The sequence below is a fragment of the Micromonospora sp. RL09-050-HVF-A genome, from assembly GCF_019374995.1.
Classification (GTDB): domain Bacteria; phylum Actinomycetota; class Actinomycetes; order Mycobacteriales; family Micromonosporaceae; genus Micromonospora; species Micromonospora antibiotica.
Map to the genome: position 1 here is coordinate 939,063 of NZ_JAGKQP010000002.1, position 26,338 is coordinate 965,400.

The following is a 26,338-nucleotide window of genomic DNA, read 5'->3' on the forward strand; positions in this document are numbered from 1 at the left end:
ATCCGTAGCATTTAAGGAGAGCTGATGTCACCACTTGAGACAGCGCCGCACCGCGAGGTGGCCCTGCCACCGGGCTGGGCCCCGTATGCCGTGACCGGGGACACCACCGGGAACCTGTGGATGACACTGGTGACCCCGCCGGGACTCGCGCGATTCGATCCCGCGGACACCGCCACCGGCGGTGGGGCCACCTCCGCGGTGCGCCACGAACGCCTCCCACACAGCCACGGCCATCCGATGCAGCTGACCGTCGCCCCCGACGGCGCGCTCTGGTGCACCAGCACCGACGACCGGCTCAGCCGCCGAGACCTCCACGGCGACCACACGGTGATCGACCTGGCACCCGGCTCAGCGCCCTACGGCATCGCCGCCGCACCGGACGGGGAGGTCTGGTTCACCGCACCCGGGCTCAACCAGATCGGCAGGATCGTCACCACATCGGGGGACATCACCATGCTCGACCTGCCGATTCCCGACGCGCGGGCGGCGATGCTCACCGTCGACGACGCGGGACGACCGTGGGTCGCGCTCAACGCTGCCGGCGCCCTCGCCTACGTGCACGACGGCGCGGTACGGACCGTCGAACTACCCGGCGGCCGGGCACCGGCCGCACCGGTCGGCATCGCCGCCTGCGCCACGGGGATCTGGTACGCGGACATCGCCGGCGGCTGCGTCGGCAGGGTCGACTCGTCCGGCTCGACAGAGAAGATCAGCTTCGCCGACCCCGCCTGTCGGCCCCACGCCGTCGCGGCCGACACCGACGGCGGATGCTGGGTCACCCTCTGGGGCACCGCCCAGTTGGCCCGGATCACCGCGGACGCAGACGTGACCCTCCACCAGTTGCCCGGGCGGGAACCGCACGGCCTGTGGGTCGAGGACCGCCTGGTGTGGGTGGCGATGGAGAGCGGATCCCTGGTCGCGGTCGAGAAGGGAAACAGCGCGACCCGCTGACCCGACGCCGAGACGGACACCGCGCCCGGCCCGCCGATCTCCCTGGTTCCTCTCCGGAACCGCACGGCGACGCACCCGTCGCACACTGCCGGGCCGACCGACGCTGCGCTGCGGGCCACCGGGCTGAACGCCGAACGGTCGTCGACCTGCCGGGCCGACCCCTCTCCAAGAATTCGATAATGCACATTATGTAAAGTTGACCGGATCGGGGCGCTCCTCCCATGGTCCGCGCCTGCGGCGTGACCATGGGTGGCGACGTGGCTGCCGGTGCGGTCGCCGTCATGGGTCGACCGCCGTCCGGCCTGGCGGGCACGAAACCCGGACCCCGGCTGGCGAGCCGCTCCTGGCCGCCGTCTGAGCAGCGGCATCACGAGCCCGGTGAGCAGCCCGTGGCCACCTCAGGTGGCGCACGGACCGGCACGGAGGGCCGGACCGGTTTCGGCAGCGTGTGGCCGGGATCCGCCCGACGGCATGCGTCCCGCGCGCCACTCCCCTTCCCGGTGGCCATGAACCCGAGAAAGCTGCATAATATCCCTTATGCATGACATTCGGCACGAATCGGTTGAACGACTCATCGAGGAGTTCCTGACCGCGCGGGCCACCCGTAAGCCCTCCCCGCACACCCAGGATGCCTACCGGCGGGACCTGCGCAGCGTCGCGGCGTTGGCCGGCGCGGAGCACTCCCCTGCCCTGCCCCTGGACGCCCTGATGATCTCCGCCCTCTCCCCCCGGGTGATGCGGGCGGCGTTCGCCCGGTTCGCCGCACCCCGGGCGGCGGCGTCGGTGCACCGGGCCTGGTCGAGCTGGAACGGGTTCTTCTCGTTCCTGGTGGCCGAGCAGGTGGTGGCGGGCAACCCGATGCCGGCGGTGGGGCGTCCCCGTACCCCGCTCCCCCAGCCCAAGCCGTTGCGCGGTGAGGACACCCCGGAGTTGCTGCTGGCGTCGGTGTCGCGGGAGGACGGGCGGCAGCGTGATCCGTGGCCGGAGCGGGACGTCGCGGTGCTGGCGTTGGCGTTGTGCGCGGGGCTGCGCCTGGCGGAGCTGCTGGCGTTGCGGGTGTCGTCGGTGTCGGGGCGGGCCGGTGAGCGGCGGGTGGCGGTGGCCGGTAAGGGTGGCCGGCCGAGGGTGGTGCCGGTGGAGCCGGAGTTGGACGAGGTGGTGTCGGCCTACCTGGACAGTCGGCGGCGGCGGTTCGGGGCGCGCAGCGTACGCCCGGACGGGGTGTTGTTGGTTGACCGGCAGGGTGATCCGCTGCGTCGGGGCGGGTTGCAGTACCTGGTGGATTCCTGTTACCGGCGGGCGGGGATCACCGACCGGGTGCCGGCGGGGGCCCGGTTGCACGCGTTGCGGCACACGTTCGCCACCCGGTTGGCCGAGGACGGGGCGGGGGCGGCGGAGATCATGCGGTTGTTGGGGCACGCGTCGTTGGCGTCGTCGCAGACGTACATCGAGGTGACGGCGGGTCAGCAACGGGCGGCGGTGCGGTCGAACCGGACGAACCGGGTGTTGGTGGGGTTGGTGTCGGATCAGCTCGGGCGGTAGGAGCAGCGGGTGCCGGTGCTGATCGTGGTGCGTAGGTGGTCGCCGAGTACGGGGTCGCTGGTGGTGATGCGGTCCAGGGCGCGGCGGATGGCCTTGCCGACGGCGATGCGGGCCCGTTCGGTGTTGCCGGTGAAGGTGCGGTCGCGACCGTGGAGTCCGGTGCGGGCGGCGAGTTCGTCGATGAGCCACTGGCGTTCGGTGCGGGCCTGTTCGGCGCGGTGCGGGTCGTGGGCGTTGTCGGCTTCGTCGATGGTGGTGTCGAGGTCGCGTAGTCGTCGCCGGTAGGCCCGTTTGGCGGTGTCGTCGAGGACGGGTTGGCGGTCGGTGGTGGTGTCCGCTGCGTCGCCGGCGAGTTGGATGGCGGGGATGTCGTGTCCGGGGTTGGCGATGAGGATGGCGAGGTATCGGGCGCCGACGCAGTCGTCGATGGTGGCGGTGCGGTGGCCGAGGGTGAGTTGCCAGTGTCGGCCGTGGCGGTGGCATCGGATGTGGGGGCGGTGGGGGGTGTGTGGGCGTGGTGGTGGGGTGGGGAGGGTCATGCCGAGTTCGGTGGCGTCGGTGTGGGCGAGTTGGCGTTGTCGTTCGGCTTCTCGGCGGTCGTGTTGGCCGGAGCGTTGGTCGAGGGCCTGGGCCAGTCGGGCGCGGGAGAGGGTGGCGGCGGGGAGGTGGCCGAGTCTGAGGTTGTCGTGTACTGCGGCGTGGAGGTGGGTGATGGCGCGGTCGGTTTCCCCGGCGGTGAGGGCGGCGGTGCCGAGGGTGTGTTGGGTGCTGCCGAAGCAGGTGATGGCGAGGCTGGCGAGCATGGGTCGGTCGGCGTAGGGGGTGAGGAGGTCGTATGCCTCGGTGGCGAGGTGACCGTCGTCGAGGAGGTGGGCTGCTTCGACGATGCCGTGGAGGGTGACGAGCCAGCTGCTGGAGCGGGGCAGGGTGGTGAGGTCGTTGCCGTGGAGGCGGGCGAGGGCGGCGGTGGCTTCGCGGCGGTGTCCGGCGAGGGCGGAGGCGACGGCGAGTGCTGCCTGGTAGGAGTGGTCGACGGTGCTGAGGGTGGGTGAGACGGCCAGTGCGCGCAGCATCGGGAGGTGGTCGGCGAGGTGGCCTTGGTACCAGGCGATGGTGGTGAGGTGGGCGCCGTGCCAGCCGGTGGTGTCGGCGTCGCCGGCGGTGGTGCCGCGTTGGGCGCAGGTGGCGGCGCGGGCGCGGGCTTCGGTGAGTTTGCCGGCGCGGATGGTGAGCATGACGTCGATGGCGTGGGCGACGTAGGACACGGCGAGGTGGTTGTGGTGGGTGAGGTGGGTGTGGAGTTCGGCGAGGCTGCGTTCGGCTTGGGGGTCGGTGTCGAGGAACTGGTCGACGGTGCGCCAGAGGAGGGCGACCGTGAGGTCGCTGGGGCGGCCGGTGGCGAGGGCGGCGGTGAGGGCGTCCTGGCTGAGTTCGTGGCGTAGTCGGGTGTGGTCGGGGCCGAGGAGGCAGTGGTGGGCGAGGCTTGCGGTTTCGGTGAGGGCGACGGGGTCGCCGGTGGCGCGGGCCTGGGTGACGAGGGTGAGGGTGTCGTTGTGGGTGGCGGTGCGGTAGTCCTGTTCGGCGGCGAGTCGGGCGCGTAGTCGGATGCCGAGGGGGGTGTGGGGGTCGGTGGTGGCGATGGCGTGGTGGAGGCGGTGGAGCAGGAGGGTGGCGTCGCTGGTGGTGCGGTGTTCGTGGACCCAGAGGCCGCCCATGCCGGTGACGGCGAGGGTGCGGGTGTGGTGGTCGCCGGTGGCTTCTGCGGCGCGGTAGGCGGCGTCGAAGTGGATGCGGCTGGTGGTGAGGTCGCCGTCGGTCCACAGGGCATCGGTGGCGCGGCGTAGCAGTTCGGTGGGGTGGGTGGATGTGGTGGGTGTCCTCACGGGTCACACCTCTCAATGAACCGAGTCAATGGGGTGATTGAGGTGAGTCTCGCATCGGTTTGGTTGGTGGCGTCAACTGCGTTCGCGGCCGGGAATCCGACATTGGGGGGTTTTGCGTGGCTGGGTGTCTGTTGATTGCACCGAGGTTGTGGTCGGATTGCTCGGAGGTGTTGCGGGGGCGCGGTGCGGGCAGGGTTCGGTGGAGGTGAGGGGTGACGGTGCGGGACGATTTCCGGCTGGTGGCCGATGCGGTGGCGGCTGATATCCGGTCCGGGCGGATGCGGCCGGGGCAGCGGCTGCTGCCCCAGCGGGAGTTCGCCCGGCGTCACGGGATGGCGGTGTCGACGGCGGCCCGGGTCTATCAGGAGCTCGCGCGGCGGGGTCTGGTGGCCGGGGCGGTGGGTCGGGGCACGTTCGTGGTGGATTTCTCGGTGCGGTCGGGGGACGCGGACCTGGTCGATCTGGAGGCCAACTTTCCGGTGTTGCCGGGGCAGTCGTCGATGGTGGCGCGGGCGTTGGGGCGGGTGTTGGCACCGGCGGGCCTGGAGGCGGCGATGCATCCGGTGCCGGTGACCGGGTCGCGGGAGTCGCGGCGGGTCGGTGCGTCCTTCCTGTCCCGGCCGGGGTGGGTGGTGGACTCTGAGCGGTTGTTGTTCACCGGTAGTGGGCGGCAGGCGATCGCGGCGGCCATGGTGGCGTTGGTGGCGCCGGGGCAGCGGCTCGGGGTGGAGGAGTTGACGTATCCGGTGGTGAAGACGATCGCGGCGCGGCACGGTGTGACGTTGGTGCCGATCGGTATGGATGGGGAGGGGTTGAGTGCGTCGGCGTTGGAGCAGGCGCATCGTCGGGCGCCGCTCGCGGCGGTCTACCTTCAGCCCACGTTGCACAACCCGTTGGGGGTGACGATGTCGGCGGCGCGGCGCATCGAGTTGGGTGGGCGGCTCGCGCGGTTGGGTCTGGTCGCGATCGAGGATCGGATCAATTCGTTTCTGCACGACGAGGAGTTGCCGTTGGCCGCGCATGCTCCGGAGCAGACGATCCTGGTGGACAGTTTGTCCAAGCGGGTGGGTGCGGGGCTCAATCTGGGGTTGCTGGTGTGTCCGGCGGGGTTGGCCGGGCGGGTCGCGGCGGCGGTGCGTTCCGGTACGTGGGGGGTGCCGGGTGTGGCGTTGGCGTGTGCGACGGCGGTGTTGGCTGATGGTACGGCGCAGCGGATCGTGCGGCTCAAGCAGCAGGACGCGCGGTTGCGGCAGGCGGTGGTGGCGGAGGTGCTGGCCGGGTTCGACGTGCGTGCTGATCCTCGGTCGTACCACGTGTGGTGGCGGTTGCCGGGTGGGTGGTCGACGGGGGCGTTCGTGTCGGCTGCGGCCCGGCAGCGGGTGGTGATCAGTCCGGCGGCCGACTATGCGGTGGTGGGGGTGCCGGTGCCGGATGCGGTGCGGTTGTCGACGTCGTCGCCGGATGTGGAGACGTTGCGGGGCAGTGTGGCGTTGCTGGCGGCGATTGCGCGGGGGGCGCCGGAGGAGGTGGGTGCGGCGTACTGAGGGGGCCGGAACGGGGTGGCACGGGGTGGAACGCCGTTAGGGGTGTCCGTGCTGGTGTCCTGATTCGGAGGAGACATGTCCCGTGTTCACAGAGTGCTCTGCCTGCTGGTGGCGGTGGTCCTCGCCGGGTTGACCGGTGCGGTGCCGGCGTCGGCCGGGTCGGGTGTGTCAGCGGTCCCGGTGTCGGCGGGGTCGGGTGTGTCAGCGGTCCCGGTGTCGGCGGGGTCGGGTGTGTTGGCGACGCCGCCGAGTGCGGTCGTCGACTGGGAGGGCCTGCCGACGTGGAGTGGTGGGTACGGCCCGATGCGTAACCAGAGCAATGGTCTCAAGGCGCTGCGGTACGCGGAGCGCGACTACGGCATCAATCTGAACTGGACCGACTGGCCGAATTCGCGGTGGGAGGTGTACGGGGAGGGTCTGCCGACGAACGCGCCGATCACGAACACCACGAAGGTGGCGTTGCGGGTTCCGGGCGGGGGTTACCTGCGGTGGGGTGCGCAGAGCTGGGGCATCGACCTGGTCTGGTCGGCCACTGCGGTCTACGAGTGGAACGTGATCACCACGGCGGGTGGTCAGGCGTTGTTCAATCGCAGCCGTAACGACTATGTGGTGTATGGCAGCCGGCCGTGGGGGGTCAACCTGATCTGGTCGGGTGATGCGATGGTCACGCCGCCGGATTCGGGGGCGACGGGGGTGCGGACGTTGTTGACGTACAACTGTCACAACGACCGGCGGCCGCTGCGCATCTGGATCAACGACATGGACGCCGGGGGTGTCTGGACGGATCTGGGTCTGTTGGGTTCGCAGTGGAGTGGCAGCAGCTGTCCGGTGGGTTCGCCGTTCAACTACTCGCCGACGGTGGCCAATCACCGGATCCAGGTGGTGGCGGTGGACTACAGCGCCCCGGGGTGTGCGAACGATCCGGTCATCGGGTCGTGTCGTCGGTCGATGGTCGGCATCATCAGCAATCCGGCTGGTGGGGTCGCGCAGATCACGGTCTCGTAGCAGGTCGGTCAGTGGGGCCCGGTCGTCGTGTGGCGGCCGGGCCCGGCGCGTGTGGGGTGGCGGGGCCCGGTGGGCGGTGGGGTGTGGCATGGTGGGGGTGGATGCGACTGGCGGCACGGGGATGGGTCAACCATCGGGGAGCTCGTCGCGGAGGTCGACCGCCTGGGCCTTCGTGGTCGAGGTGCGCCATGTCTGTTTCCTCTTGCCCCTCCCCCACGTCTGGTACGGCCCGGTTGTTGCCGGGTGGGCCGGTGGCGGAGCGGATTCTCGCCGAGGTCGCCGAGGGGGTGGCGGCGTTGCGGGCGGTCGGGGTGGTGCCGTCGTTGGCGACGGTGCTGGTCGGTGACGACGACGCGAGTGTCGGGTATATCCGGATCAAGTCCCGGCAGGCGGCGGAGTTGGGTTTCGCGTCGCCGCATGTGCGGTTGCCGGGGTCGGCGACGCAGGCGGATCTGCATCGGGTGTTGCGGGATCTCAACGACGATGCCGGGGTGCATGCGGTGTTGGTGCAGCATCCGGTTCCGGGGCATCTGGATTACGACCGGGCGTTGGAGGTGTTGGATCCGGATTCCGACGTGGACGGGATGCATCCGGTGAACATGGGCCGGTTGGCGTTGGGGTTGCCGGGGCCGTTGCCGTGTACGCCGGCGGGGATCGAGGCGTTGTTGGCGTTCCACGGGGTGCCGGTGGCGGGGCGGGAGGTGGTGGTGCTGGGTCGGGGTGCGACGTTGGGTCGTCCGTTGGCGATGTTGTTGGCGCAGAAGCGGCCGACGGCGAATGCGGCGGTGACGGTGGTGCACACGGGGGTGGCGGACTGGCCGCGGTACACGCGGCGGGCGGAGATTCTGGTGGCGGCGGTGGGGTGCCGGGGATCGTGCGGCCGGAGCATGTGCGTCCGGGTGCGGTGGTGGTGGGTGGTGGGGTGCGGTATGCGGGTCGCCGGTTGTTGCCGGATGTGGACGAGGCGTGTGCGCGGGTGGCGGGGGCGATCACGCCTCGGGTGGGTGGGGTGGGTCCGACGACGGTGGCGATGCTGTTCCGTAATGCGTTGCGGGCGGCGCAGCGGGCTGCGGGTCGGGGGTGACCGGTGGTGGGTCAGCCGAGGTCGACGACGAGGGGGCGGTGGTCGGAGATGGTGGAGCGTGGGTTGTCGGTGGCGGTGACGGGGGGTAGGAGGTGCCGGTCGTGGGGGTCGGCGAGGATGTGGTCGAGTTGCACGCGGGGTGCGGTGGCGGGGTAGGTGGGGCGGCGGGCCAGGGGTTGCCAGCCGGTGAGGAGGCGGGCGGGGCCGGCGGGGAGGTTGAGGTCGCCGAGGAGGATGCGGGGGGCGGGTAGGGCGCGTAGGGCGCGGACGGCGCGGCGGAGTTGGTGGGCGTTCCAGCCGGGGACGAAGGACAGGTGGGTGGCGGCGACGGTGAGGGGGCCGTGGGGGGTGTCGAGGACGGCGGCGAGGACGACGCGGGGTTCGTCGCGCAGGAGGATGAGGCCGCCGCCGGGGCCGGGGACGTAGATGGGTGAGCGGACGGGTGCGGGGTTGAGGCGGGTGACGTGCCAGCTGCGGACCCGGTGGCGGCTGATCAGGCCGATGCCGTAGCAGGGTTCGCCGTGGCCGTCGTCGTCGTGGCGTAGGGGGCGGAAGTGTTCGCCGGGGGTGCCGACGACGGCGGCGGCGAAGCGGTGTTCGGGGCGTCGAGGGCCTGGGCGGCGAGGGTGGTGAGGTCGTGGTGGCCGCTGCGGGACTGGTCGCGGTCGACTTCCTGGAGGGCGAGGATGTCGGCGTCGAGGGCGTGGACGGCGGCGGTGAGCCGGGCGGGGTCGACGAGCCCGTCGGTCAGGGAGCGGCCGTGTAGCAGGTTGAAGGTCGCCAGGCGCACCTGTGCACCCTACGTCCGTGGCACAGTTACCGAATGATCAAGTTGTTGTGTTGTTCGGTGTTGGTGTTCGTGGCGTTGGGTGTGGTGGGGGTGTGGCTGCGGCGGCGACGTGGGCGGTGAGGTGGGCCACTTGAGCGGGCGGGTGGCCGGGTGGGGTGGGGAGAATGGCCGGCCGTGGATCCTGTGTCGTTGACGACTCTGCTGGCTGCGGCTGCCCTGGCGGGGTGGGTGGATGCGGTGGTCGGTGGGGGTGGGTTGTTGTTGTTGCCGGCGTTGTTGGTGGCGGTGCCGGGGGTGCCGGTGGCGACGGCGTTGGGGACGAACAAGTTGGCGGCGATCGCGGGTACGTCGACGGCGGCGGTGACGTTCGCGCGGCGCACGCGGGTCGATTGGGCGGTGGCGGGTCCGGCGGCGGTGTTGGCGGTGGGGTGTGCGGGGGTGGGTGCGGCGTTGGCGGGGGTGGTGCCGGCGGGGGCGTACCGGCCGGTGGTGTTGGTGGTGTTGGTGGGGGTGGCGTTGTTCGTGGTGTTGCGGCCGCGGTTGGGGACGGTGGCGGTGCCGGCGCGGCGGACCCGGGTGCGGGTGGTGGCGGCGGTGGGGGTGGCGGGGGTGGGTATCGCGTTGTACGACGGGTTGATCGGGCCGGGGACGGGGACGTTCCTGGTGGTGGCGTTCACGGTGTTGGTGGGGGCGGATTTTCTGGGTGGTTCGGCGATGGCGAAGGTGGTCAACGCGGGGACGAATCTGGGGGCGTTGGTGGTGTTCGCGGTGACGGGGCACGTGTGGTGGTGGTTGGGGTTGGCGATGGCGGTGTGCAACGTGGCGGGGGCGGCGGTGGGGGCGCGGATGGCGTTGCGGCGGGGTGCGGGGTTCGTGCGGGTGGTGTTGCTGGTGGTGGTGGTGGCGTTGGTGGTGCGGTTGGGTTACGACCAGTGGCTGGCCGGCTGAGCGGGTGGGTGCTCGGCGGGCCAGCCACTGGTGGGTCTGGGGTGGTTCAGGCGTGTCGGACGACGGTGTCGTAGTCGAGGCGGGGCAGGCGGGGGTGCCAGGCGTCGGGGCCGGGGTGTCCGATGTTGACCAGGAGCAGGGACTTCCAGCCGGTGTCGGTGAAGAATTCGTTGTCGACGCCGGTGGCGTCGAATCCGCCCATGGGTCCGGCGGCGAGGCCGGCGGCGCGGATGGCGAGCAGGAAGTAGCCGACCTGGAGGCCGGCGTTGAAGCGGGCCATGCCGTCGCGGACGGTGGGGTCGGCGGCGAAGTGTTCGCGCATGCCGGGGCGGATGGGGAAGACGGTGTCGAGGTGTTCGTGGAAGTTGGTGTCGGCGGCGAGGACGGCGACGACGGGGGCGGTGGCGGTTTTGGTGCGGTTGCCTTCGGCGACGTGGGTGAGGAGGCGGTCGCGGCCTTCGCCGGGGCGGACGAACAGCACCCGCAGGGGTTGGACGTTCATGGCGGTGGGTGGGTACTTGGCGAGGTCGAAGATCGCGTGGAGTTGTTCGTCGCTGACGGGGGTGTCGGTGAAGGTGTTGGCGGTGCGGGCTTCGGTGAACAGTTGGGCCTGGGCCTGCGGGTCGAGGGTGATCAGGTGGTTGGGCAGTACGTCGGTCATGGTGTCCTCCGGTCGGATCGGCGATTGCTGCGACCACAGTAGCAGCTAGTTTTTTCGAAGTGGCTAGGGTGAGTTACGGACCACGTATGCTGGGCTTATGACGACGTGCTCCCCGATCGACGACGGGCCCCGCGCCTGTCCCGGGGGGCTGTCCCGGGCGTTCGCGTTCCTGGGCAAACGGTGGAACGGCATGATCCTGGGCACCCTCGCCCAGGGGCCGGCGGGCTTCGCCGAGCTGGCCCGGGCACTGCCGGGGATCAGCGAGTCGGTGCTGTCGGACCGCCTCGGTGAGCTGGCCCGGGTCGACCTGGTCAGCCGCACCGTGCGGGAGGGCCCCCGCTGGGGGTCAGCTACCAGCTGACCGGCCGGGGCGCCGCCCTGCTGCCGGCGCTGGACGAGCTGGCCCGCTGGGCCGACGAGAACCTTCCCGCAGGTCGTTGCTGAGCGGTGCCGGTCCGCGCCGAACACGACCGTGCCGTGCTGGCCGGGCTGCTGCGGCGCGATCCGGTGCTGCACGCCTACCAGTTGGGTGACCTGGACGACTTCTTCTGGCCCTACACGTCGTGGTTCCGTCGGGGTGAGCAGGTGGCGTTGCTCTACCACGGGGCGGCACAGCCGGTGCTGCTGCTGTTCGCCGCCGAAGAGGACCGGCCGGCGGCGGCGGCGCTGCTCGACGAACTGGCCCCGGTGCTGCCCGCCCGGCTGTACGCGCACCTGTCCCCCGGGCTGGAACAGGTCCTCGCGGGCCGGTACGTGATCACCCCGGCGGGGGCGCACCTGCGGATGGCGTTGACCGACCCGGGTCGGCTGGCCGGGGTCGCCGCCTCGGGTGAGGTGCTGACCGGGGCGGACCTGCCGGCGCTGCGGGCCCTGTACGCCGACGCGTACCCCGGTAACTGGTTCGACCCGCGGATGCTCGACACCGGCCACTACCTGGGGGTACGTGCGGGTGGTGAGCTGGTCGCGGTGGCCGGGGTGCACGTGTGGTCGCCGACCTACCGGGTGGCCGCGGTGGGCAACGTGACCACTCGCCCGCAGGCGCGGGGTCGGGGGTTGGCCCAGGCGGTCGTCGCCGCGCTGTGCGCCCGGCTACGCGACAGCGTCGATCACGTGACGTTGAACGTGCGGGCCGACAACACCACGGCGGTGCGCCTCTACGGGCGGCTCGGTTTCACCACGGTGGCACGGTTCGGTGAGTACACGCTGACCAGCGGGGCGGGTTGAGCCGGCCGGTCAGCGGTGGCGGCTCGGTGAGTCGAACCGGCCGGCGCGGATCTCCCGCAGCGCCTTGCGGCGGATGTCACCGCGCAGGGTGTCGACGTAGAGCCGACCGGCGAGGTGGTCGGTCTCGTGTTGCAGGGCGCGGGCGAGGAACCCGCTGCCGGAGATGGTCAGCGGGTCGCCGTGCCGGTCCACGCCGTGCACGGTGGCGTGCAGGGCCCGGCGGGTCGGGAAGTACAGCCCGGGAATGGACAGGCACCCCTCGTCGTCGTCCTGGGTCTCGTCGGACAACTCGATGGTGGGGTTGATCAGGTGGCCGCGGTGGCCGTCGGCGTCGTAGACGAACACCTGGGCGTCGACGCCGATCTGCGGGGCGGCGACACCGGCCCGGCCCGGTTCGCCGGTGAGGGTGTCCATCAGGTCGTCGACGAGCTGCTGCAGGGCGGTGTCGAAGCGGGTCACCGGGGTGCAGGCGGTGCGCAGAACGGGGTCACCGATGATCCTGATCGGGCGTACGGTCATGCCCGGAAGGCTATCGGGGGGTCACCGGCGGCGGTGGACCGGCGCACCGGTCGGCCACCAGGGCGGCGATACCGTCGAGGATGCGGGCCAGTCCGAAGTCGAAGGCACGGGTCGGGTCGGTGGCGGCCTGGTACTCCTGCCCGGCGGCGGCGCCGACCCGGGCGGCGGTGGGGAAACGGGCCGGGTCCATCACCTTTTCCAGGTAGGGGGCGTGGGCGTGCCACCACTGTTCGTCGGTGAGGCCGGTGCGGGCGGTGGCCTGGGCGGCTTCCACCGCGCCGCGTACCGCGCCGTGGACGTAGGAGTCGACGAGGGTGATCACGGCGTCCATCTCCAGGTCGGTCAGGCCGATACCCTCGACGGCACGTAGTTCGTGGTCGTAGCGTGCGGTGACCTGCGGACCCAGGGGTGGGCGGGTGGTGGCGACCTGCAACAGCCAGGGGTGGCGCAGGTACAGCGCCCAGTTGTCGCGGGCGACGCGTTCCAGGCGGTCCCGCCAGCCGCCCGGGACGTCCGCCGGTCGGGGGGTCTCGCCGTGCACGGTGTCGAGCATGAGGTCGAGCAGTTCACCCTTGCCCGGCACGTGGGTGTAGAGGGACATGGTGCCCACGCCGAGACGTTCGGCGACCCGACGCATGGACAGCGCGGCGAGTCCGTCGGTGTCGGCGACGTCGATGGCGGCCCGGACGATCCGGTCGACGCCCAGGTCGCCGCTGCGGCTGGTGCGTTCGCGGGTGCGCCAGAGCAGGGCGAGGCTGCGGGCGGGGTCGCCGGTGCCGCTGTACTCGACGTGCATGCGGCCACCATAGCGGCCGGTGCGGTGGTCAGTCGGCGGCGAGCAGGGCACGCACCGGGGCGGCCTTGGCGGCGGCCTCGGCGACCTCGGCGTCGGGGTCACTGTCCCAGGTGATGCCGCCGCCGGCCCACAGGTGCAACCGGTCGGTGTCGGCGGCGGCGGTGCGGATGGTCAGGCCCAGGTCGAGGTGGTCGGGGCCGATCCAGCCGAACCCGCCCATGCCGGCGCCCCGGCCGACGGGTTCGACGGCGGCGACCAACGCCAGCGCGGCGTGTTTCGGGGCGCCGGTGACCGACCCGCCGGGGCAGGTGGCGCGCAGCAGGTCAGCCAGGCCGATCCCGTCGGCGAGGGCCGCGGACACGGTCGACTCGGCCTGCCACAGGTCGCACCAGCGGCGCACGGTGAACAGGTCGTCGACGGTCACCGAACCGGTGCGGGCGATCCGGGCCAGGTCGTTGCGTTCCAGGTCGACGATCATGACGTGTTCGGCGCGTTCCTTGGCGGAGGCGAGCAGCTCGCGGCGGCCGGCGGCGGTGGCCGGGCGGGTGCCCTTGATCGGGCGGGTGACGACCCGGCCGGCGTGCACGGCGACGAGGGTCTCCGGTGAGGCACAGCCGATCGTCCAACGGTCGCCGTGCAGGGTGCCGCCGTAGCGGGCGCCGGGCAGGCCGGCGAGGCGGGCCAGCGCGGGCCGCGGGTCACCGGTGTAGGTGGCGGCGGCGTGGCCGACGACGTTGACCTGGTAGACGTCGCCGCGGCCGATGGCGGCCCGGACGGTGCGCACCGCGTCGGCGTGCTGCCCGGGGGTCCAGCTGTCCCGCCAGGGGCCGACCCGCAGGTGCCCCGGCACCGGCCCGGTCGGGGGCGGGCGGCGGGTGCCGTGGTCGTAGACGACGACGGCGACGTCGGGCAGGTCCGGTGCCGGGCTGGCCGCGCCGGTGGGTGCGCCGACCATCCGGGCGCCGGCGGCGGCGGAGACGAACAGGGCGGCGCCGCAGGGGCCGTCGGTGCGGTGGGTCGCCGGGCGGGTCAGGTCGTCGACCGGCAGGCCGTGCGCGGCGAGGAAACCGGCGATCTGCGCGGCCGGGTCACCACCGTCGGTGATCCGCCACTCGAAGCGGTCACGTTCGACGAGCACGCTGCGGCACCGCGCCGGCACCCCCGGTACGTCGACCGGCACCGTTGGGAGCGTTTCCACGCCAGGTGGCCCATTCCTGCTCATCCGTTCAGCGGATTTCGGGGCAACATGACCGAAGGCTGCTCGATCCGGTGCGCTGTCCCTTGGTACTGTGCGTCACTGGTCATGTGAACCATGACACAGTGCCCCCACAGTCCGGAGAACCCGATGTGTCAGCACCAGATCACCTGCCCTTCCGCCGAAGCGACCGACCGGGACGCCGCCCGGGTCATCGCCTGCTTCCCTGAGCAGGGCTGGAGCCTGCTCTGCAACGGTGTCATCGTCTTCGAGGACACCGGTGAACTCCTTCCCGACGGCAGCACCATCGCCCCGCACCGCGGGCCGGCCCGGCACGCCCTCGTCGCCTGACCGATCACGGTCCGTCGGCGTCACCAGCCACATCATCGCAGGCTGGCCCCCCGACAGGGGCCGCCCTCCCCGGTCGCCGCACCGGGGCGGCACGTCCGCCGCCCCGGCACCGCGCCTCAACCCTCGAACGCCTCCGGCGCCGGGCACGAACACATCAGGTTCCGGTCGCCGTACGCGCCGTCGACCCGCCGCACCGGCGGCCAGTACTTCCCCGCCCGGTCCACCCCACCCGGGTACGCCCCCACCGACCGCGGATACGGATGCGGCCACTCGTCGGCCGACACCATCGCCGCGGTGTGCGGAGCGTTGGCCAGCGGATTGTCCCCGGCCGGCCACTGTCCCGACGCCACCTGGTCGATCTCCGCCCGGATCGCGATCATCGCGTCGCAGAACCGGTCCAACTCGGCCAGGTCCTCACTCTCGGTCGGCTCCACCATCAGCGTCCCCGCCACCGGGAACGACATCGTCGGCGCGTGGAACCCGTAGTCGATCAGCCGCTTCGCGACGTCGTCGACACTGACCCCGGTCGCCTTCGACAGCGGACGCAGGTCCAGGATGCACTCGTGCGCCACCAGGCCCTTGTTGCCGGCGTACAGCACCGGGAAGTGCTCCCGCAGCCGCACCGCCACGTAGTTCGCCGCCAGCACCGCCACCCCCGTCGCCCGGGCCAGCCCCGCCGCGCCCATCATCCGCAGGTACGCCCACGGGATCGGCAGGATCCCCGCCGACCCGTACCGGGCCGCCGAGATCGCCGGCGCCCCCTGCACCCGGGCACCCGACGGGTCCCCCGGCAGGTACGCCGCCAGGTGCGACCGCACCGCCACCGGACCCACCCCCGGCCCACCCCCACCGTGCGGAATGCAGAACGTCTTGTGCAGGTTCAGGTGCGACACGTCCGCCCCGAACCGGCCCGGCTTGGCGAACCCGACCAACGCGTTGAGGTTCGCCCCGTCGACGTACACCTGACCACCGGCGTCGTGGACCTTCGCGCACAACGACGCGATGCCCGTCTCGTACACCCCGTGCGTCGACGGGTACGTCACCATGATCGCCGCGAGAGCGTCCCGATGCTTGTCGATCTTCGCGTCGAGGTCGACCAGGTCGACGTTGCCATCGGCGTCACAGGCGACCACCACCACCCGCATCCCGGCCATCACCGCCGACGCGGCGTTCGTGCCGTGCGCCGACGACGGGATCAGACACACGTCCCGGTGGGTGTCACCCCGGTCCCGGTGGTAGGCGCGGATCGCCAACAACCCCGCCAACTCCCCCTGCGACCCGGCGTTGGGCTGCACACTGACCGCGTCGTACCCGGTGACCTCCGCCAGCCACCCCTCCAACTGCCCGATCAGCTCCCGGTAACCGGCGGTCTGCTCATCCGGGGCGAACGGGTGCAGATGCGCGAACTCCGGCCACGTCACCGGCTCCATCTCGGTGGTCGCGTTCAGCTTCATCGTGCACGACCCCAACGGGATCATGCCCCGGTCCAGGGCGTAGTCGAAGTCCGCCAACCGGCGCAGGTACCGCAGCATCGCCGTCTCCGAATGGTGACTGCGGAACACCGGATGGGACAGGAAGTCGGTGTCCCGCGCCAACCCCGCCGGCAACGCCACCTCCACGTCACCGACGACCGGATCCACCCCGAACGCCTCCCACACCACCGCCAGGTGCGCCCCGGTGGTCGTCTCGTCACACGACACCCCCACCCGGTCGGCGTCGACCAGCCGCAGGTTCACCCCCCGCTCCCGCGCCGCCGCCACCACCCGCGCCGCCCCACCCGGCACCACCGCCGTTACCGTGTCGAAGAACACCCCGTCGACGACCTCGACGCCACCGGCGCGCAACCCCGCCGCCAACCGCAACGCCATCCCCCGGGTCCGGTCGGCGATCCGCCGCAACCCGTCCGGCCCGTGGTACACGGCGTACATGCCGGCCATCACCGCCAGCAACACCTGCGCGGTGCAGATGTTGCTGGTCGCCTTCTCCCGCCGGATGTGCTGCTCCCGCGTCTGCAACGCCAACCGGTACGCCGGCTCACCGGCCGCGTCCCGGGACACCCCGACCAGCCGACCCGGCAGCATCCGCTCCAACCCGGCCCGCACCGCCAGGTAACCGGCGTGCGGCCCACCGAAACCCATCGGCACCCCGAACCGCTGCGTGGTGCCCGCCGCGATGTCCACCCCGATGCGCCCCGGCGCCCGCAGCACCGTCAACGCCAACAGGTCCGCCGCCACCGTCACCAACGCCCCCACCGCGTGCGCCGCATCGACCAGCGGCGCATGGTCACGCACCGCACCCGACGCCCCCGGGTACTGCAGGTGCAGACCGAAGAACTCCGCCGGCAACTCCTCCACGGCCAGGTCCACCACCCGCACCTCGATACCGAGCGGCTCGGCCCGACCCGCGAGCACCGCCACGGTCTGCGGCAACGCGTCCGCGTCCACCACGTACACCGTGCTGCGGCTCTTCGACGCCCGCCGCGCCAGCGTCATCGCCTCCGCCGCCGCCGTCGCCTCGTCGAGCATCGACGCGTTCGCCGTCGCCAACCCCGTCAGGTCCGTCACCATCGTCTGGAAGTTCAGCAGCGCCTCCAACCGGCCCTGACTGATCTCCGGCTGGTACGGGGTGTACGCCGTGTACCAGGCCGGGTTCTCCAACACGTTGCGGCGGATCACCGCCGGGGTGTGGGTGCCGTGGTAACCCAGGCCGATCATCGACACCGCGACCGTGTTGCGGGACGCCAACGCGCGCAGCTCGGCGATCGCCTCCCGCTCCGTGGCCGGCGCCGGCAGATCCAGGGTGCCGTGCCACCGGATCACCTCGGGAATCGCCGCGTCCATCAGCTCGTCGATCGAGCCGTGCCCGACGACGTCCAACATGCGGCGCTCGTCATCCGGGCCGGGACCGATGTGCCGGTCGGCGAACTGTTCTGCGGTCATGCGTGCGCTCCAGACTCCACGGGGCGAGGTCGACGGATCGGCCTCCCCCTGAGTCACGCCGCACGGCGCTCCACAGTGCCTGCCCGTCGCGGTCCTTCTGCCTGAGAGGTTCCGGGGAGAATCTGCCCCTTCGGCGCCGCCCGGATACTGCTGGGCGATCTCTCCCGCGTGGGTGGTGTCGGCATGGTCAACGCTACCAGCGCCACCGTTACCGGCGGATGTCGTACCCCCCGGGTCGACCCCACCGGGCGGAGATCAACCCGCCACGGGCGTGACCGCCACCACCGGGGCGGACCCGCCGACCCCGTCACCCGCAGCGCGGTCCGCGCCCGCCACCACCCGCTGCACCACCTGCGGCAACACCCACCCCAACGGGGCATCCACCCGCAGCGCCGCATACCCGTCACCCCGGGTGACACCCTGATTGGCGATCACCACCGCCGTGCCCAGTTTCGCCGCCCGCAACACGAACCGCCGCCCCGACCACACCGTCAACGACGACCCCAGCACCAGCAACGACCGGGCCGCGTCGACCATCGCGAAACACCGCGACACCCGGTCGGCGGGCACCGTCTCCCCGAAGAACACCACGTCCGGTTTCAGCATCCCCGCACCACAACGCGTGCAGTCGACCAACCGGAACGCGGCCACCCGCTCATCGTCGAGTTCCACGTCACCATCCGGATTCACCACCGCGACCGTCGCGTCGAACCCCGGGTTCGCCGCCACCAACCGCCGATCCAGCTCCTCCCGCGACGTGCGGTCACCACACCCCAGACACACCACCGTGTCCAGGCGGCCATGCAGATCCACCACCCCGGTGCTACCCGCCGCCGTGTGCAGACCATCGACGTTCTGGGTGATCACCCCGTCGACCAGACCGGCGGCCTGCAACCGGGCCACCGCCCGATGCCCGTCGTTCGGCGACGCCCGCGCGACCATCCGCCACCCCAGGTGACTACGCGCCCAGTACCGCCGCCGGGCCGCCGGCTCCCGGGTGAACGCCTGATACGTCATGGGCGGATGCCGGCGGGCCACACCCGTCGGCCCCCGGTAGTCGGGAATACCCGACTCCGTGGACAACCCGGCCCCACTCAACACCACGACCCCACCAGCGGCGACCAGGCCCGCCAACGCGTCGATCGTCTCCGTCACCCGTCCATGCTGCCTCAGCCGCCGCACCCCGGCGACCCTGCGGGTCCACTCAGCCGCCCAGGACCGCCCGCAGCTGGGCGCTCGCCCCACCCGCCGCCGCCGCATCCGCCCGCAGCTGCTCCGACTGCGCCGCCAGATACGACTGCCACCGGTTCAGCTGCTGCTGCGCCGCCGCAACCGCCGCCAACGCCGCCGCGTGCCGCTCCTCCAACGCCTGCAACTTCCCCGCCAACTCCGGCGACGGACCCCCACCGGCCGGCGGCCCCGCCCCACCCACCTCACCGGCCCGCCGGTGCGCGTCAGCGACGATCTCCTCAGCCTGCCGCCGCGCATCCGCGATGATCTCCGCGCCCTCCGCGCTGGCCTCACCGATCGTCCGGTTCGCCTCGTCCTGCGCCCGCATCGCCAACTCGACAGTCATCGGATCCGGGCCCTGCGGCGCGTTACTCGGCAACGTCCCGTGCCGCAGCATCTCCACCTGACTCAGCAGCCCCTGGTTCTCCCGCCGCTGCCGCTCCAACTCCGCCGTCAACAACCCGATCCGGTCATCCGCCGACCGGACCAACGCCGCGACCTCATCAGCGGACAACCAGTGACTGCCCCGGAACCGCCGCTCCTCCAACACCGACAACTGGCGGGCGATCTCACCCTCCTCCGCGCCGAGCCGATCGGAGTGGTCCACGCTCATCGGGCACCCGTCCCACTGAAGTCACGCGGAGCACCGGCACCGGCCTCGGCGAGCGGCGGATAGAGGGAATGATCATAGCTTTCCGTCAGGACCTGCTCCGGATCCACACCCGAACGCGCCAGGATCGCCACCGTCTCCCGGGTCATCTCCGGACTGCCACACACCAGGATCTCCGTGTCCGCCCACGGCCCCAACCGCACCGCCGTGTCACCGGCCCGACCGATCGCCCCCTGCCAACCCCAACCCGTCTCCACCGTCGGCACGTACCGCAACCACCCCGTCCCCCCATGCGGCCACCCCGCCGCCGGCGACAACGCCGCCAACCGCGACACCGCCACCTCGTCATACAGGTCGTCCGGGGTACGCCCACCCACCACCAGCGTCGTGCGCCGCCCCGCACCCTGCTGCACCGCCTCCACCACCGCCCGCAACGGCGCCAACCCCGTACCCCCCGCGATCAACAACAACGGCAGGTGCGGCGACCGGTCGAACGACGACAACGCCGTCCCCGTCGGATGCCCCAACAACAACCGGTCACCCGCCCGCAACCGGCGCACCAGATGCGTGGAGAACCGGCCCGCCGCCCGCACATGGAACTCGATCGTCCCGTCCGCACGCGGCGCGTTCGCCGGCGACAGGTACCTCCACGTCCGCAACTGCGGCACCTGCACCGGCAACGACTGCCCCGGCCGGTAGCTGCACAGGTAGTTCGGACGCACCGTGAACACCATGATGTCGGCGCGGCGCCGCTCCGCCGTCAACACCTCCGCCTCCCAGTGCGGCGGCGACGTCCGTTCCGCCTCCGCCGCACCATCGAGCATCAGCTTCGCCACCAACTCGTACGCCGCCGCCCACTGCGCCCGCAACGCCGGCGTGAAGTACGGGCCCAGGAACCGCTCCAACGTCGCCAGCAACGCCTGACCCACCCAGATGTAGTGCCGCTCCGCCAACACCACCGGATTACCCCGCTGGTCCTGACCATGGAACCGCCGATGGTCGGCACCCAACCGCTGCGCGAACGCCGACAACGCCCCCGGATCGTCCAAACTGGTGATGATGTGCCCCAACGCCGCCAGGAGCTTGTCCTCCTGATACTGCATGTTCGTCGGGAACATCGACCGCGCCTCCGGCGCCACCACGAACAACGTGGCATAGAAATACTTCGCCGCCTCCGGGCCGGCAGCGGAGAACTGGCTCCAACTCTGGCGCAACGCCGCGTTGTCCATCCTCAGTCCTCCTGCGCGCGAGCCACGTCATGACGCTCACGCAACGTCATCTCCACCACACCATCCGGGTCGTAGGCGCGGTCAGTCTGCCAAAGATTCGGATTCGGGACCCGGGTGTCGTAGTAGCGGTGGTGCACCGCGTGCAACGCCGCCCACCCCACACTCCCGTTGAGCCACGACCAGTCACCGTGCACCGGACGACCCGCCCGCTCCTCCTGCGCACAGAACTTCATGAACAACTCCGACTCGGTGTGCGGATCGGACACCCGCACCCCCGCCTCCCGGAACGAGTGCAACACCGCCTGGTTCAACACCAACGCCGCATGCTCCCGCCACAGAGTGTCCTCCCGCGACGTGTCCAACCCCAACCCCGCCGCCACCACCGGCAACTGGTCATACCGCTGCCGGTCACCCATGTTCCGGGTCCCGATCTCATCACCCAGATAGTGACCGTTGAACGGCGCGCAACTGTAGTCGACCCCGCCGATACGCAGACGCATGTTACTGATCACCGGCAGCGCATGCCAACGCAGCATCAGATCCGCGAACCACGGATGGTCCGGATGGGTCAACACCACCTCCCGCACCAACTCCCGCGGCACCTGCCACACCGACGGCGACTCGTGCGCCGTCTCGATCACCCACGGCAACAGGTCGAACCGCCCCGGCACCGGCGGCGGCCGCCACCCCAACCGGCGAGCCGCCCGCACCATCGCCACCTGCGCCGGATCACCCACCACCACACCGTCGTCCCGCAGATGACCGCAGTAACGGACCAACTGGTCGTTCCAGATCCGCGCCCGCGGACCCACCCCGGGCCGGTCCGGCGCGAAAACCGTGATCACCGACTGGATCCGACCCCCGTTGTCCCCCGCCGCCAGATGCGCCGACAACTCCCCGGCGATACCCGCCGCCGTCGTCACGTGCCGACGGTCCCGCACCCGCAACCCCGCCCACCGCACCCGCCCCACACACCGCGCCGACTGCCGCCACGCCACCCGCGCCCCGTACACCAACTCCTCCCGGGTGTGCCGGTACGAACCGGTCAACGCGATCTCCTCGCGCACCTCCGCCAACCGCGCCGCCAACCCCGGCAGCTGCCGCTCGGCGTGCAACGCCTCCAGGAACTCCGTCGCCTCCGCCACCACCTCCCCACCGGAGTGGACCGCGACACCCGGCGGCGACACAGCGGAGACCGGACACCGCGACCCGGCATCGTGACCGGCGACGACACCACCGGCCCGCACGGCACCCACGCCGACATAGTGATCAATGTGCACTGTGGTTCGTTTCCCGTCCTCGGCGGGACCACGGATGCGACCCCCGCACCATGCTCCACGCATCAACCCGACGCCACCACCAACCGTCACTCACCGTGACCGATCGATGTTCTCTGGTGATCGCCCTGGACAGGATTCACGGCCGAACCACCGCTGTCAACAAACCCGACTCCACCCGGGAACATCCACCATGGACCCCACCCGCCCACCCCACCACCCAGGTCACGAGCCACATCGATACGACACCCCACCACCCACACAACAAAACGCCGCGACCGGAACCCCGGCCGCGGCGTCGACGACACCACGAATCACCCCGCCCGCCGCCGCGCCCGACGCGCCGCCAACTCGTCACCCACCACCTCCGACGACGACCCCTGCGCGACACCACCCGCAGCCGACACGGACTCCCCACCCCCGGCCACCGCCGGCTCCGCCGGCAGATGCGACAACGACCCCTGGATCTCCTTGAACGCCCCACCGATCGCGATACCGAACACCCCCTGGCCACCCTGCAACAGGTCCACCACCTCCTCCGGAGACCGGCACTCGTACACCGTCGTCCCGTCCGAGATCAGCGTGATCCCCGCCAGGTCCTCCACCCCACGCGACCGCAACGCCTCGATCGCCTTCCGGATGTTCTGCAGGGACACCCCGGCATCCAACAACCGCTTGACGACCTTCAACACCACCAGGTCCCGAAACGAATACAACCGCGACGTACCCGAACCCGACGCGTCCCGGACACTCGGCACCACCAACGTCGTCCGCGCCCAGTAGTCCAGCTGGCGGTAACTGATCCCCACCGCCGAACAGGCCGTCACACCCCGGTACCCGACCGCACCGTCGCCCTCCAGCGACGACGACACCGCGCCCGACCCGCCCCGCTCCACGCCTGGCTCAGGCTCCCGTGGCTCGTGCATCCCGACAACCTCCCCGTCAGTGCGGCACCACGTCGACTACGCCGACGCCCACCCCTCGACACGGCAACCCTAACGCCGCACCAAGGGGTTACCACGGAGAAACCGCCGCGACACGCCGCGCGACGACACACCACACACCGACGCCGCCACCACGACGACCCGGCCTCAACCGGCGAAATCCTCCGGACGCACCTGCTCCAGGAACTCCCGGAACTTCTCCACCTCGTCCTCCTGCTCGTCGGGAATCACGATCCCCGCCTCACTGAGGACCTGCTCCGCACAACGAATAGGCGCACCCACCCGCAACGCCAACGCGATCGAATCACTCGGCCGGGCCGACACCCGCACCCCGTCACCCAGCAACAGATCAGCGTAGAAGACGTTCTCCTTCAACTCGGTGATCTCCACCGCCCGCAACGGCGCCTGCAACGCCGCCAGCACGTCCCGCAACAAATCATGCGTCAACGGCCGGGCCGGTTTGACCCCCTGCTGCTCATAAGCGATAGCCGTGGCCTCGACCGCACCGATCCAGATCGGCAGATAGCGGTCGCCCTCGACTTCCCTGAGCAGGACGATCGGCTGGTTGCTGGGCAGCTCCACCCGAACCCCGACCACGCTCAGCTCGCGCACCGCCGCCTCCGTGTCGTTGTCACCTACACCCGCACCGCGCCTGTCCCTGCACGGTACACGGACCTCGACACGGCCGTCCCATCCGCACCAGCACCCGCACCGCGCCAGAAAAGGGGTTACCCCGGCAAGCCTACGACACGCTTCCCGGGGCAGAACCTTCCGCGCACACCACCGAACCGGGTCACCGACCCAACGTCGACCGCAACCCCACCCGCACCAACGCCGCATGCAACTGCTGCGACAACGCCACCAACTCACGTGCCGTCTCCGCCGCCCGCGCCCGCGCCGCCGGATCCGACTGCCGCGCCAACGGCGCCACCAACTGCGCGAACAAACCCACCTCACGATCCGCCGACGACCGGTAACCCCGCAGATGCCGAGGCTCCAACCCGTACGCCGCCAGACCCGCCACCGCCCGCGCGATGATCAACGCATCCGCGTCGTACCACCCCGGCGGATCCGGCACCAACACACCCAGCCGCTCCAACTCACCCAACGTCGACTCGGCGATCCCACTACGCGCCACCAGATCGGCCCGCCCGAGCCGCACCTGCGACTCAGGCTCCTCCACCGACCGGCCCGGCACCTCACCACCGGGACCCACCGCCACCAACGTCGGCCGCTGCCGGCCCGGCGTCTCGTCACCACCGTCCCACTGCGCCAACTGCTCACGGATCACCCGCAACGGCAGAAACTGATCCCGCTGCGCCGTCAACACGAAACGCAACCGGGCCACATCGTCCCAGCTGTACTTCCGGTAACCCGCCGCCGTCCGCTGCGGCTCCACCAGGCCCTCGGCCTCAAGGAACCGCAACTTGGAAATCGTGACGTCCGGAAACTCCACCCGCAGCTGACCCAGCACCTCACCGATACTCATCAGCGGGTGTGACCGGGCCGCCCCGGACGGCATGGAGGCCGCAGGCTCGTTCACCCCCGGCCGGCCTCCTCCTCCGGGCGAGGACCGGCGATGAACACCACCCGGAACTTACCGATCTGCACCTCGTCACCATTGCTCAACGTGGCCGCCTCGACCCGTTCCCGGTTCACGTAGGTGCCGTTCAGGCTCCCCACGTCCCGCACCGTGAACGTCCCCGAATCCCGATGGAACTCAGCATGCCGCCGCGACACCGTCACATCGTCCAGGAAGATGTCACTGTCCGGATGCCGGCCACTCGTCGTCACATCATGGTCCAACAGGAACCGGGCACCCGCATTCGGACCCCGACGAACCACCAGCAGCGCCATCCCCGGCGGCAACGAGCCGGACATCCGACTCGGCACCACATCGGTGTCCGGACCCTCCAGCACTTCGTCCAGCGAACCGAGATTGAGCGTCGAAGTGACGTCGAGCGGGGGGAACTCGTCGCCTGGGCGCGTCATGGGACCACCTCACGGATCAGTTCGGTCAGCATCAGGATAACGGCGGGTATGGCCGCCGGGCAGATCACACACCCGGCGGCTGGCTCCCCGTGCCCAGGAAGGCAATCACCCAACACTCAACCATTTGGGGTTCTCGGTCGACTGGGCGAGCCTAGCCAGCGCCGAAATGCAGGGCAACCGGACGCGCGGCAAACATCACCCACGCCCGGCACGACACCAATCAGCTCTCGGTGAGCTCACGGTACGCGTCAGCGGTCAACAAACCATCCACCGCCGCCGGATCCGCCGGCACGATCTCCACCAACCAACCCGCACCGTACGGATCCGAGTTGATCACCTCAGGAGAGTCACCCAACGCCTCGTTACGCGCCGACACCGTCCCGCTCACCGGCGCGTAGAGCTCCGACACACTCTTGGTCGACTCGATCTCACCCAACGACTCACCGGCCTCCACCACCACACCGGAGTCCGGCAACTGCACGAACACGATGTCACCCAACGCATCCTGCGCGAACTGGGTGATACCGACCCGGACGGTGCCACCCTCGGCACCCACCACCCACTCGTGCTCGGCGGTGTAACGCAGATCCTCAGGAATCACCAGCGCGTCCCTCATCCATCGGTGCACCGGGACCACCCGGCGCGGCCGCGCCGGCCTCAGGAGACCGGACGGGCGTGTTCCAGCTTCAACGGCGCGTGCAGCGCCGAAACCTCGGCAACCTCACGATCCTCGACGCTCACGTTACCGCCGTCACCGCGAACCGATGCGGCCACCCCGCCCGGAATGTTCAACGCGGTACGCATCGTCTCCGGATCACCGATCACCGTGATCGTGAACGGACCCGTCAACGTCCGCCCGTCCACCACCAACGCATCCCCCGACCCGTCCAGGAAGTACGTCGAGGCGATGATCCGCATCGTCGCCCGATCCCCACCCGAGATCTGCATCGCCTCCGCACCCGCACCCCGCAACTCCTGCACCGCATCCAACACCCGGTCCGCCCGGATGGGCTTGCCACCCGGCTCGAACCGCACCGCCAACCCCGGCCCCCGCGCCGGCAACGTACCCGCCAGGATGCCCATCTCGTCGGCCCGCTTCGTCGCCTCCTCCAACGCCGCCTGCCGACCCTGCTCCCCCGACCGCAACTGCCGCTGGCTGTCCTCCAGGCCCTCGATGTCCTGCTGCAGACGCTTCTCCCGGGAATCCAGATCCGAGAAGATCCGCACCAGGTCCTCCTGCCGGGTCGCCGCCAGGGTCGGATCCGTCGACGTGGTCTTCAACTGCACCACCAACGTGAACCCCAACAACGCCAGCAACGCCGCGATCATCACCCCCGCCGACGACACCTTCCGACCCGGCATCCGCGACGACGCCGACTCCACGGGCTCCGCCGCCGACGACACCGGCCCGGACTCCACCGGCCGCGCCCCGGACGACGCCACCTGCGCCAGGTTCACCGTCTCGCCGCCGTCGTCACCGGACCCCGGGCCACCCTCGTCCGGCACCAGCGAACTCACCTCGTCCGCATCCGGCGCGTCCGGACGCGGATCCGGGCCAACCGCCGGACGACCCGCCTCCGGCTGCGGCCACCCGGTACCCGTCTCCCGATGCTCGTCGCTCACG

25 protein-coding genes, 2 pseudogenes and 2 riboswitches are annotated in these 26,338 nt (G+C 71.0%); of the genes and pseudogenes, 10 read left to right on the plus strand and 17 right to left on the minus strand.

Going from position 1 to position 26,338, the window contains the following annotated elements:
- Positions 1–24: 24 nt before the first annotated feature.
- Together J7462_RS04400 and J7462_RS04405 are read left to right on the plus strand one after the other, a co-directional pair.
- The gene (locus J7462_RS04400) at positions 25–951 is read left to right on the plus strand and encodes a hydrolase (RefSeq protein WP_219462048.1); all 927 of its coding nucleotides are present in this window, start codon (positions 25–27) and stop codon (positions 949–951) included.
- A gap of 537 nt (positions 952–1,488) precedes the next feature.
- The gene (locus J7462_RS04405) at positions 1,489–2,493 is read left to right on the plus strand and encodes a tyrosine-type recombinase/integrase (protein WP_219462049.1); all 1,005 of its coding nucleotides are present in this window, start codon (positions 1,489–1,491) and stop codon (positions 2,491–2,493) included.
- Here the strand turns inward: J7462_RS04405 and J7462_RS04410 are convergent.
- Positions 2,478–4,376 (minus strand): hypothetical protein, encoded by a 1,899-nt coding sequence (locus J7462_RS04410; protein WP_219462051.1) that lies wholly within the window; start codon positions 4,374–4,376, stop codon positions 2,478–2,480. The two genes, J7462_RS04405 and J7462_RS04410, sit on opposite strands and share 16 nt — an antisense overlap.
- Positions 4,377–4,594: 218 nt before the next feature.
- On the opposite strand from J7462_RS04410, the gene J7462_RS04415 reads away from it, so the two are divergent.
- The 3 genes and pseudogenes from J7462_RS04415 to J7462_RS04425 all read left to right on the plus strand — a co-directional run bounded on the left by J7462_RS04415 (position 4,595) and on the right by J7462_RS04425 (position 8,009).
- Positions 4,595–5,920 carry a PLP-dependent aminotransferase family protein gene (locus J7462_RS04415; RefSeq protein WP_219462053.1) on the plus strand — a complete coding sequence of 442 codons (1,326 nt, stop codon included), beginning with the start codon at positions 4,595–4,597 and terminating at the stop codon, positions 5,918–5,920.
- A gap of 75 nt (positions 5,921–5,995) precedes the next feature.
- Positions 5,996–6,925: a hypothetical protein gene (locus J7462_RS04420; RefSeq protein ID WP_219462055.1), complete on the plus strand. Its 930-nt coding sequence runs from the start codon at positions 5,996–5,998 to the stop codon at positions 6,923–6,925.
- 93 nt (positions 6,926–7,018) lie between these two features.
- Positions 7,019–7,100: riboswitch (ZMP/ZTP riboswitch) on the plus strand.
- 13 nt (positions 7,101–7,113) lie between these two features.
- Positions 7,114–8,009: pseudogene (locus tag J7462_RS04425) on the plus strand (bifunctional 5,10-methylenetetrahydrofolate dehydrogenase/5,10-methenyltetrahydrofolate cyclohydrolase).
- Between the two features lie 11 nt (positions 8,010–8,020).
- Here the strand turns inward: J7462_RS04425 and J7462_RS04430 are convergent.
- A pseudogene (locus tag J7462_RS04430) lies at positions 8,021–8,799 on the minus strand (endonuclease/exonuclease/phosphatase family protein).
- A gap of 189 nt (positions 8,800–8,988) precedes the next feature.
- On the opposite strand from J7462_RS04430, the gene J7462_RS04435 reads away from it, so the two are divergent.
- Positions 8,989–9,747 (plus strand): TSUP family transporter, encoded by a 759-nt coding sequence (locus tag J7462_RS04435; protein WP_255597581.1) that lies wholly within the window; start codon positions 8,989–8,991, stop codon positions 9,745–9,747.
- Positions 9,748–9,793: 46 nt separating this feature from the next.
- Here the strand turns inward: J7462_RS04435 and J7462_RS04440 are convergent, their stop codons facing one another.
- Entirely contained in the window at positions 9,794–10,408 is a 615-nt protein-coding gene (locus tag J7462_RS04440) for a malonic semialdehyde reductase (protein ID WP_208565915.1), read from the minus strand.
- A gap of 97 nt (positions 10,409–10,505) precedes the next feature.
- Here J7462_RS04440 and J7462_RS04445 point away from each other — a divergent pair, with 97 nt between their 5' ends.
- The 3 genes from J7462_RS04445 to J7462_RS04450 are packed head-to-tail and all read left to right on the plus strand — an operon-like array spanning position 10,506 to position 11,632.
- Positions 10,506–10,769 carry a helix-turn-helix domain-containing protein gene (locus J7462_RS04445; RefSeq protein ID WP_255597582.1) on the plus strand — a complete coding sequence of 88 codons (264 nt, stop codon included), beginning with the start codon at positions 10,506–10,508 and terminating at the stop codon, positions 10,767–10,769.
- Between the two features lie 17 nt (positions 10,770–10,786).
- Positions 10,787–10,852: a hypothetical protein gene (locus tag J7462_RS31820; protein WP_255598148.1), complete on the plus strand. Its 66-nt coding sequence runs from the start codon at positions 10,787–10,789 to the stop codon at positions 10,850–10,852.
- Between the two features lie 3 nt (positions 10,853–10,855).
- On the plus strand, positions 10,856–11,632 hold the full coding sequence (locus tag J7462_RS04450; protein WP_219462059.1) for a GNAT family N-acetyltransferase: 777 nt from the start codon (positions 10,856–10,858) through the stop codon (positions 11,630–11,632).
- Positions 11,633–11,641: 9 nt separating this feature from the next.
- Here the strand turns inward: J7462_RS04450 and def are convergent, their stop codons facing one another.
- The 3 genes from def to J7462_RS04465 are packed head-to-tail and all read right to left on the minus strand — an operon-like array spanning position 11,642 to position 14,169.
- Positions 11,642–12,151, minus strand: coding sequence for a peptide deformylase (def, locus tag J7462_RS04455; RefSeq protein WP_219462061.1), 510 nt, complete (start codon positions 12,149–12,151; stop codon positions 11,642–11,644).
- Positions 12,152–12,161: 10 nt separating this feature from the next.
- Entirely contained in the window at positions 12,162–12,947 is a 786-nt protein-coding gene (locus tag J7462_RS04460; RefSeq protein ID WP_219462062.1) for a TetR/AcrR family transcriptional regulator, read from the minus strand.
- A gap of 28 nt (positions 12,948–12,975) precedes the next feature.
- Complete coding sequence (locus tag J7462_RS04465; RefSeq protein ID WP_219462063.1) at positions 12,976–14,169, minus strand: chorismate-binding protein; 1,194 nt, start codon at positions 14,167–14,169, stop codon at positions 12,976–12,978.
- A 123-nt stretch (positions 14,170–14,292) separates the two neighbouring features.
- On the opposite strand from J7462_RS04465, the gene J7462_RS04470 reads away from it, so the two are divergent.
- On the plus strand, positions 14,293–14,493 hold the full coding sequence (locus J7462_RS04470; RefSeq protein WP_067311530.1) for a DUF5999 family protein: 201 nt from the start codon (positions 14,293–14,295) through the stop codon (positions 14,491–14,493).
- 116 nt (positions 14,494–14,609) lie between these two features.
- On the opposite strand, the gene gcvP is transcribed toward J7462_RS04470, so the two are convergent.
- The 11 genes from gcvP to J7462_RS04525 form a co-directional block, all read right to left on the minus strand.
- The gene (gcvP, locus tag J7462_RS04475; protein WP_219462064.1) at positions 14,610–17,432 is read right to left on the minus strand and encodes an aminomethyl-transferring glycine dehydrogenase; all 2,823 of its coding nucleotides are present in this window, start codon (positions 17,430–17,432) and stop codon (positions 14,610–14,612) included.
- A 79-nt stretch (positions 17,433–17,511) separates the two neighbouring features.
- Positions 17,512–17,609, minus strand: a riboswitch (glycine riboswitch).
- A gap of 78 nt (positions 17,610–17,687) precedes the next feature.
- Positions 17,688–18,587, minus strand: coding sequence for an NAD-dependent protein deacetylase (locus J7462_RS04480; RefSeq protein WP_308290744.1), 900 nt, complete (start codon positions 18,585–18,587; stop codon positions 17,688–17,690).
- A 49-nt stretch (positions 18,588–18,636) separates the two neighbouring features.
- Positions 18,637–19,275, minus strand: a complete 639-nt coding sequence (locus J7462_RS04485) for a hypothetical protein (RefSeq protein WP_219462066.1) — start codon at positions 19,273–19,275, stop codon at positions 18,637–18,639.
- Complete coding sequence (locus J7462_RS04490; RefSeq protein ID WP_219462067.1) at positions 19,272–20,501, minus strand: globin domain-containing protein; 1,230 nt, start codon at positions 20,499–20,501, stop codon at positions 19,272–19,274. Before J7462_RS04490 ends, J7462_RS04485 begins: the two co-directional genes overlap by 4 nt.
- A gap of 2 nt (positions 20,502–20,503) precedes the next feature.
- The gene (locus J7462_RS04495; RefSeq protein WP_374197560.1) at positions 20,504–21,748 is read right to left on the minus strand and encodes a nitric oxide synthase oxygenase; all 1,245 of its coding nucleotides are present in this window, start codon (positions 21,746–21,748) and stop codon (positions 20,504–20,506) included.
- 344 nt (positions 21,749–22,092) lie between these two features.
- Positions 22,093–22,704, minus strand: coding sequence for a MerR family transcriptional regulator (locus tag J7462_RS04500; protein ID WP_208565905.1), 612 nt, complete (start codon positions 22,702–22,704; stop codon positions 22,093–22,095).
- Positions 22,705–22,869: 165 nt separating this feature from the next.
- A complete protein-coding gene (locus J7462_RS04505; RefSeq protein ID WP_088647333.1) occupies positions 22,870–23,334 on the minus strand; it encodes a bifunctional nuclease family protein in 465 nt (154 codons plus the stop codon).
- A 181-nt stretch (positions 23,335–23,515) separates the two neighbouring features.
- On the minus strand, positions 23,516–24,211 hold the full coding sequence (locus tag J7462_RS04510) for a MerR family transcriptional regulator (protein ID WP_208566438.1): 696 nt from the start codon (positions 24,209–24,211) through the stop codon (positions 23,516–23,518).
- A 50-nt stretch (positions 24,212–24,261) separates the two neighbouring features.
- Positions 24,262–24,714, minus strand: a complete 453-nt coding sequence (locus J7462_RS04515) for an FHA domain-containing protein (RefSeq protein ID WP_067311506.1) — start codon at positions 24,712–24,714, stop codon at positions 24,262–24,264.
- Positions 24,715–24,934: 220 nt separating this feature from the next.
- Positions 24,935–25,315, minus strand: a complete 381-nt coding sequence (gene gcvH / locus J7462_RS04520) for a glycine cleavage system protein GcvH (RefSeq protein ID WP_208565904.1) — start codon at positions 25,313–25,315, stop codon at positions 24,935–24,937.
- Positions 25,316–25,371: 56 nt separating this feature from the next.
- The gene (locus J7462_RS04525) at positions 25,372–26,337 is read right to left on the minus strand and encodes a DUF881 domain-containing protein (protein WP_219462069.1); all 966 of its coding nucleotides are present in this window, start codon (positions 26,335–26,337) and stop codon (positions 25,372–25,374) included.
- Position 26,338: the final 1 nt, after the last annotated feature.

Bases quoted from the DNA above. Each gene is read 5' to 3' on its own strand.
- J7462_RS04465 (WP_219462063.1), bottom strand. From the start codon at position 14,169: ATGAGCAGGAATGGGCCACCTGGCGTGGAAACGCTCCCAACGGTGCCG.
- J7462_RS04490 (WP_219462067.1), bottom strand. From the start codon at position 20,501: ATGGACAACGCGGCGTTGCGCCAGAGTTGGAGCCAGTTCTCCGCTGCC.
- J7462_RS04420 (WP_219462055.1), top strand. From the start codon at position 5,996: ATGTCCCGTGTTCACAGAGTGCTCTGCCTGCTGGTGGCGGTGGTCCTC.
- J7462_RS04510 (WP_208566438.1), bottom strand. From the start codon at position 24,211: ATGAGTATCGGTGAGGTGCTGGGTCAGCTGCGGGTGGAGTTTCCGGAC.
- J7462_RS04515 (WP_067311506.1), bottom strand. From the start codon at position 24,714: ATGACGCGCCCAGGCGACGAGTTCCCCCCGCTCGACGTCACTTCGACG.
- J7462_RS04445 (WP_255597582.1), top strand. From the start codon at position 10,506: ATGACGACGTGCTCCCCGATCGACGACGGGCCCCGCGCCTGTCCCGGG.
- J7462_RS04500 (WP_208565905.1), bottom strand. From the start codon at position 22,704: ATGCACGAGCCACGGGAGCCTGAGCCAGGCGTGGAGCGGGGCGGGTCG.
- J7462_RS04485 (WP_219462066.1), bottom strand. From the start codon at position 19,275: ATGAGCGTGGACCACTCCGATCGGCTCGGCGCGGAGGAGGGTGAGATC.
- J7462_RS04405 (WP_219462049.1), top strand. From the start codon at position 1,489: ATGCATGACATTCGGCACGAATCGGTTGAACGACTCATCGAGGAGTTC.
- J7462_RS04470 (WP_067311530.1), top strand. From the start codon at position 14,293: ATGTGTCAGCACCAGATCACCTGCCCTTCCGCCGAAGCGACCGACCGG.
- def (WP_219462061.1), bottom strand. From the start codon at position 12,151: ATGACCGTACGCCCGATCAGGATCATCGGTGACCCCGTTCTGCGCACC.
- gcvP (WP_219462064.1), bottom strand. From the start codon at position 17,432: ATGACCGCAGAACAGTTCGCCGACCGGCACATCGGTCCCGGCCCGGAT.
- J7462_RS04460 (WP_219462062.1), bottom strand. From the start codon at position 12,947: ATGCACGTCGAGTACAGCGGCACCGGCGACCCCGCCCGCAGCCTCGCC.
- J7462_RS04440 (WP_208565915.1), bottom strand. From the start codon at position 10,408: ATGACCGACGTACTGCCCAACCACCTGATCACCCTCGACCCGCAGGCC.
- J7462_RS04400 (WP_219462048.1), top strand. From the start codon at position 25: ATGTCACCACTTGAGACAGCGCCGCACCGCGAGGTGGCCCTGCCACCG.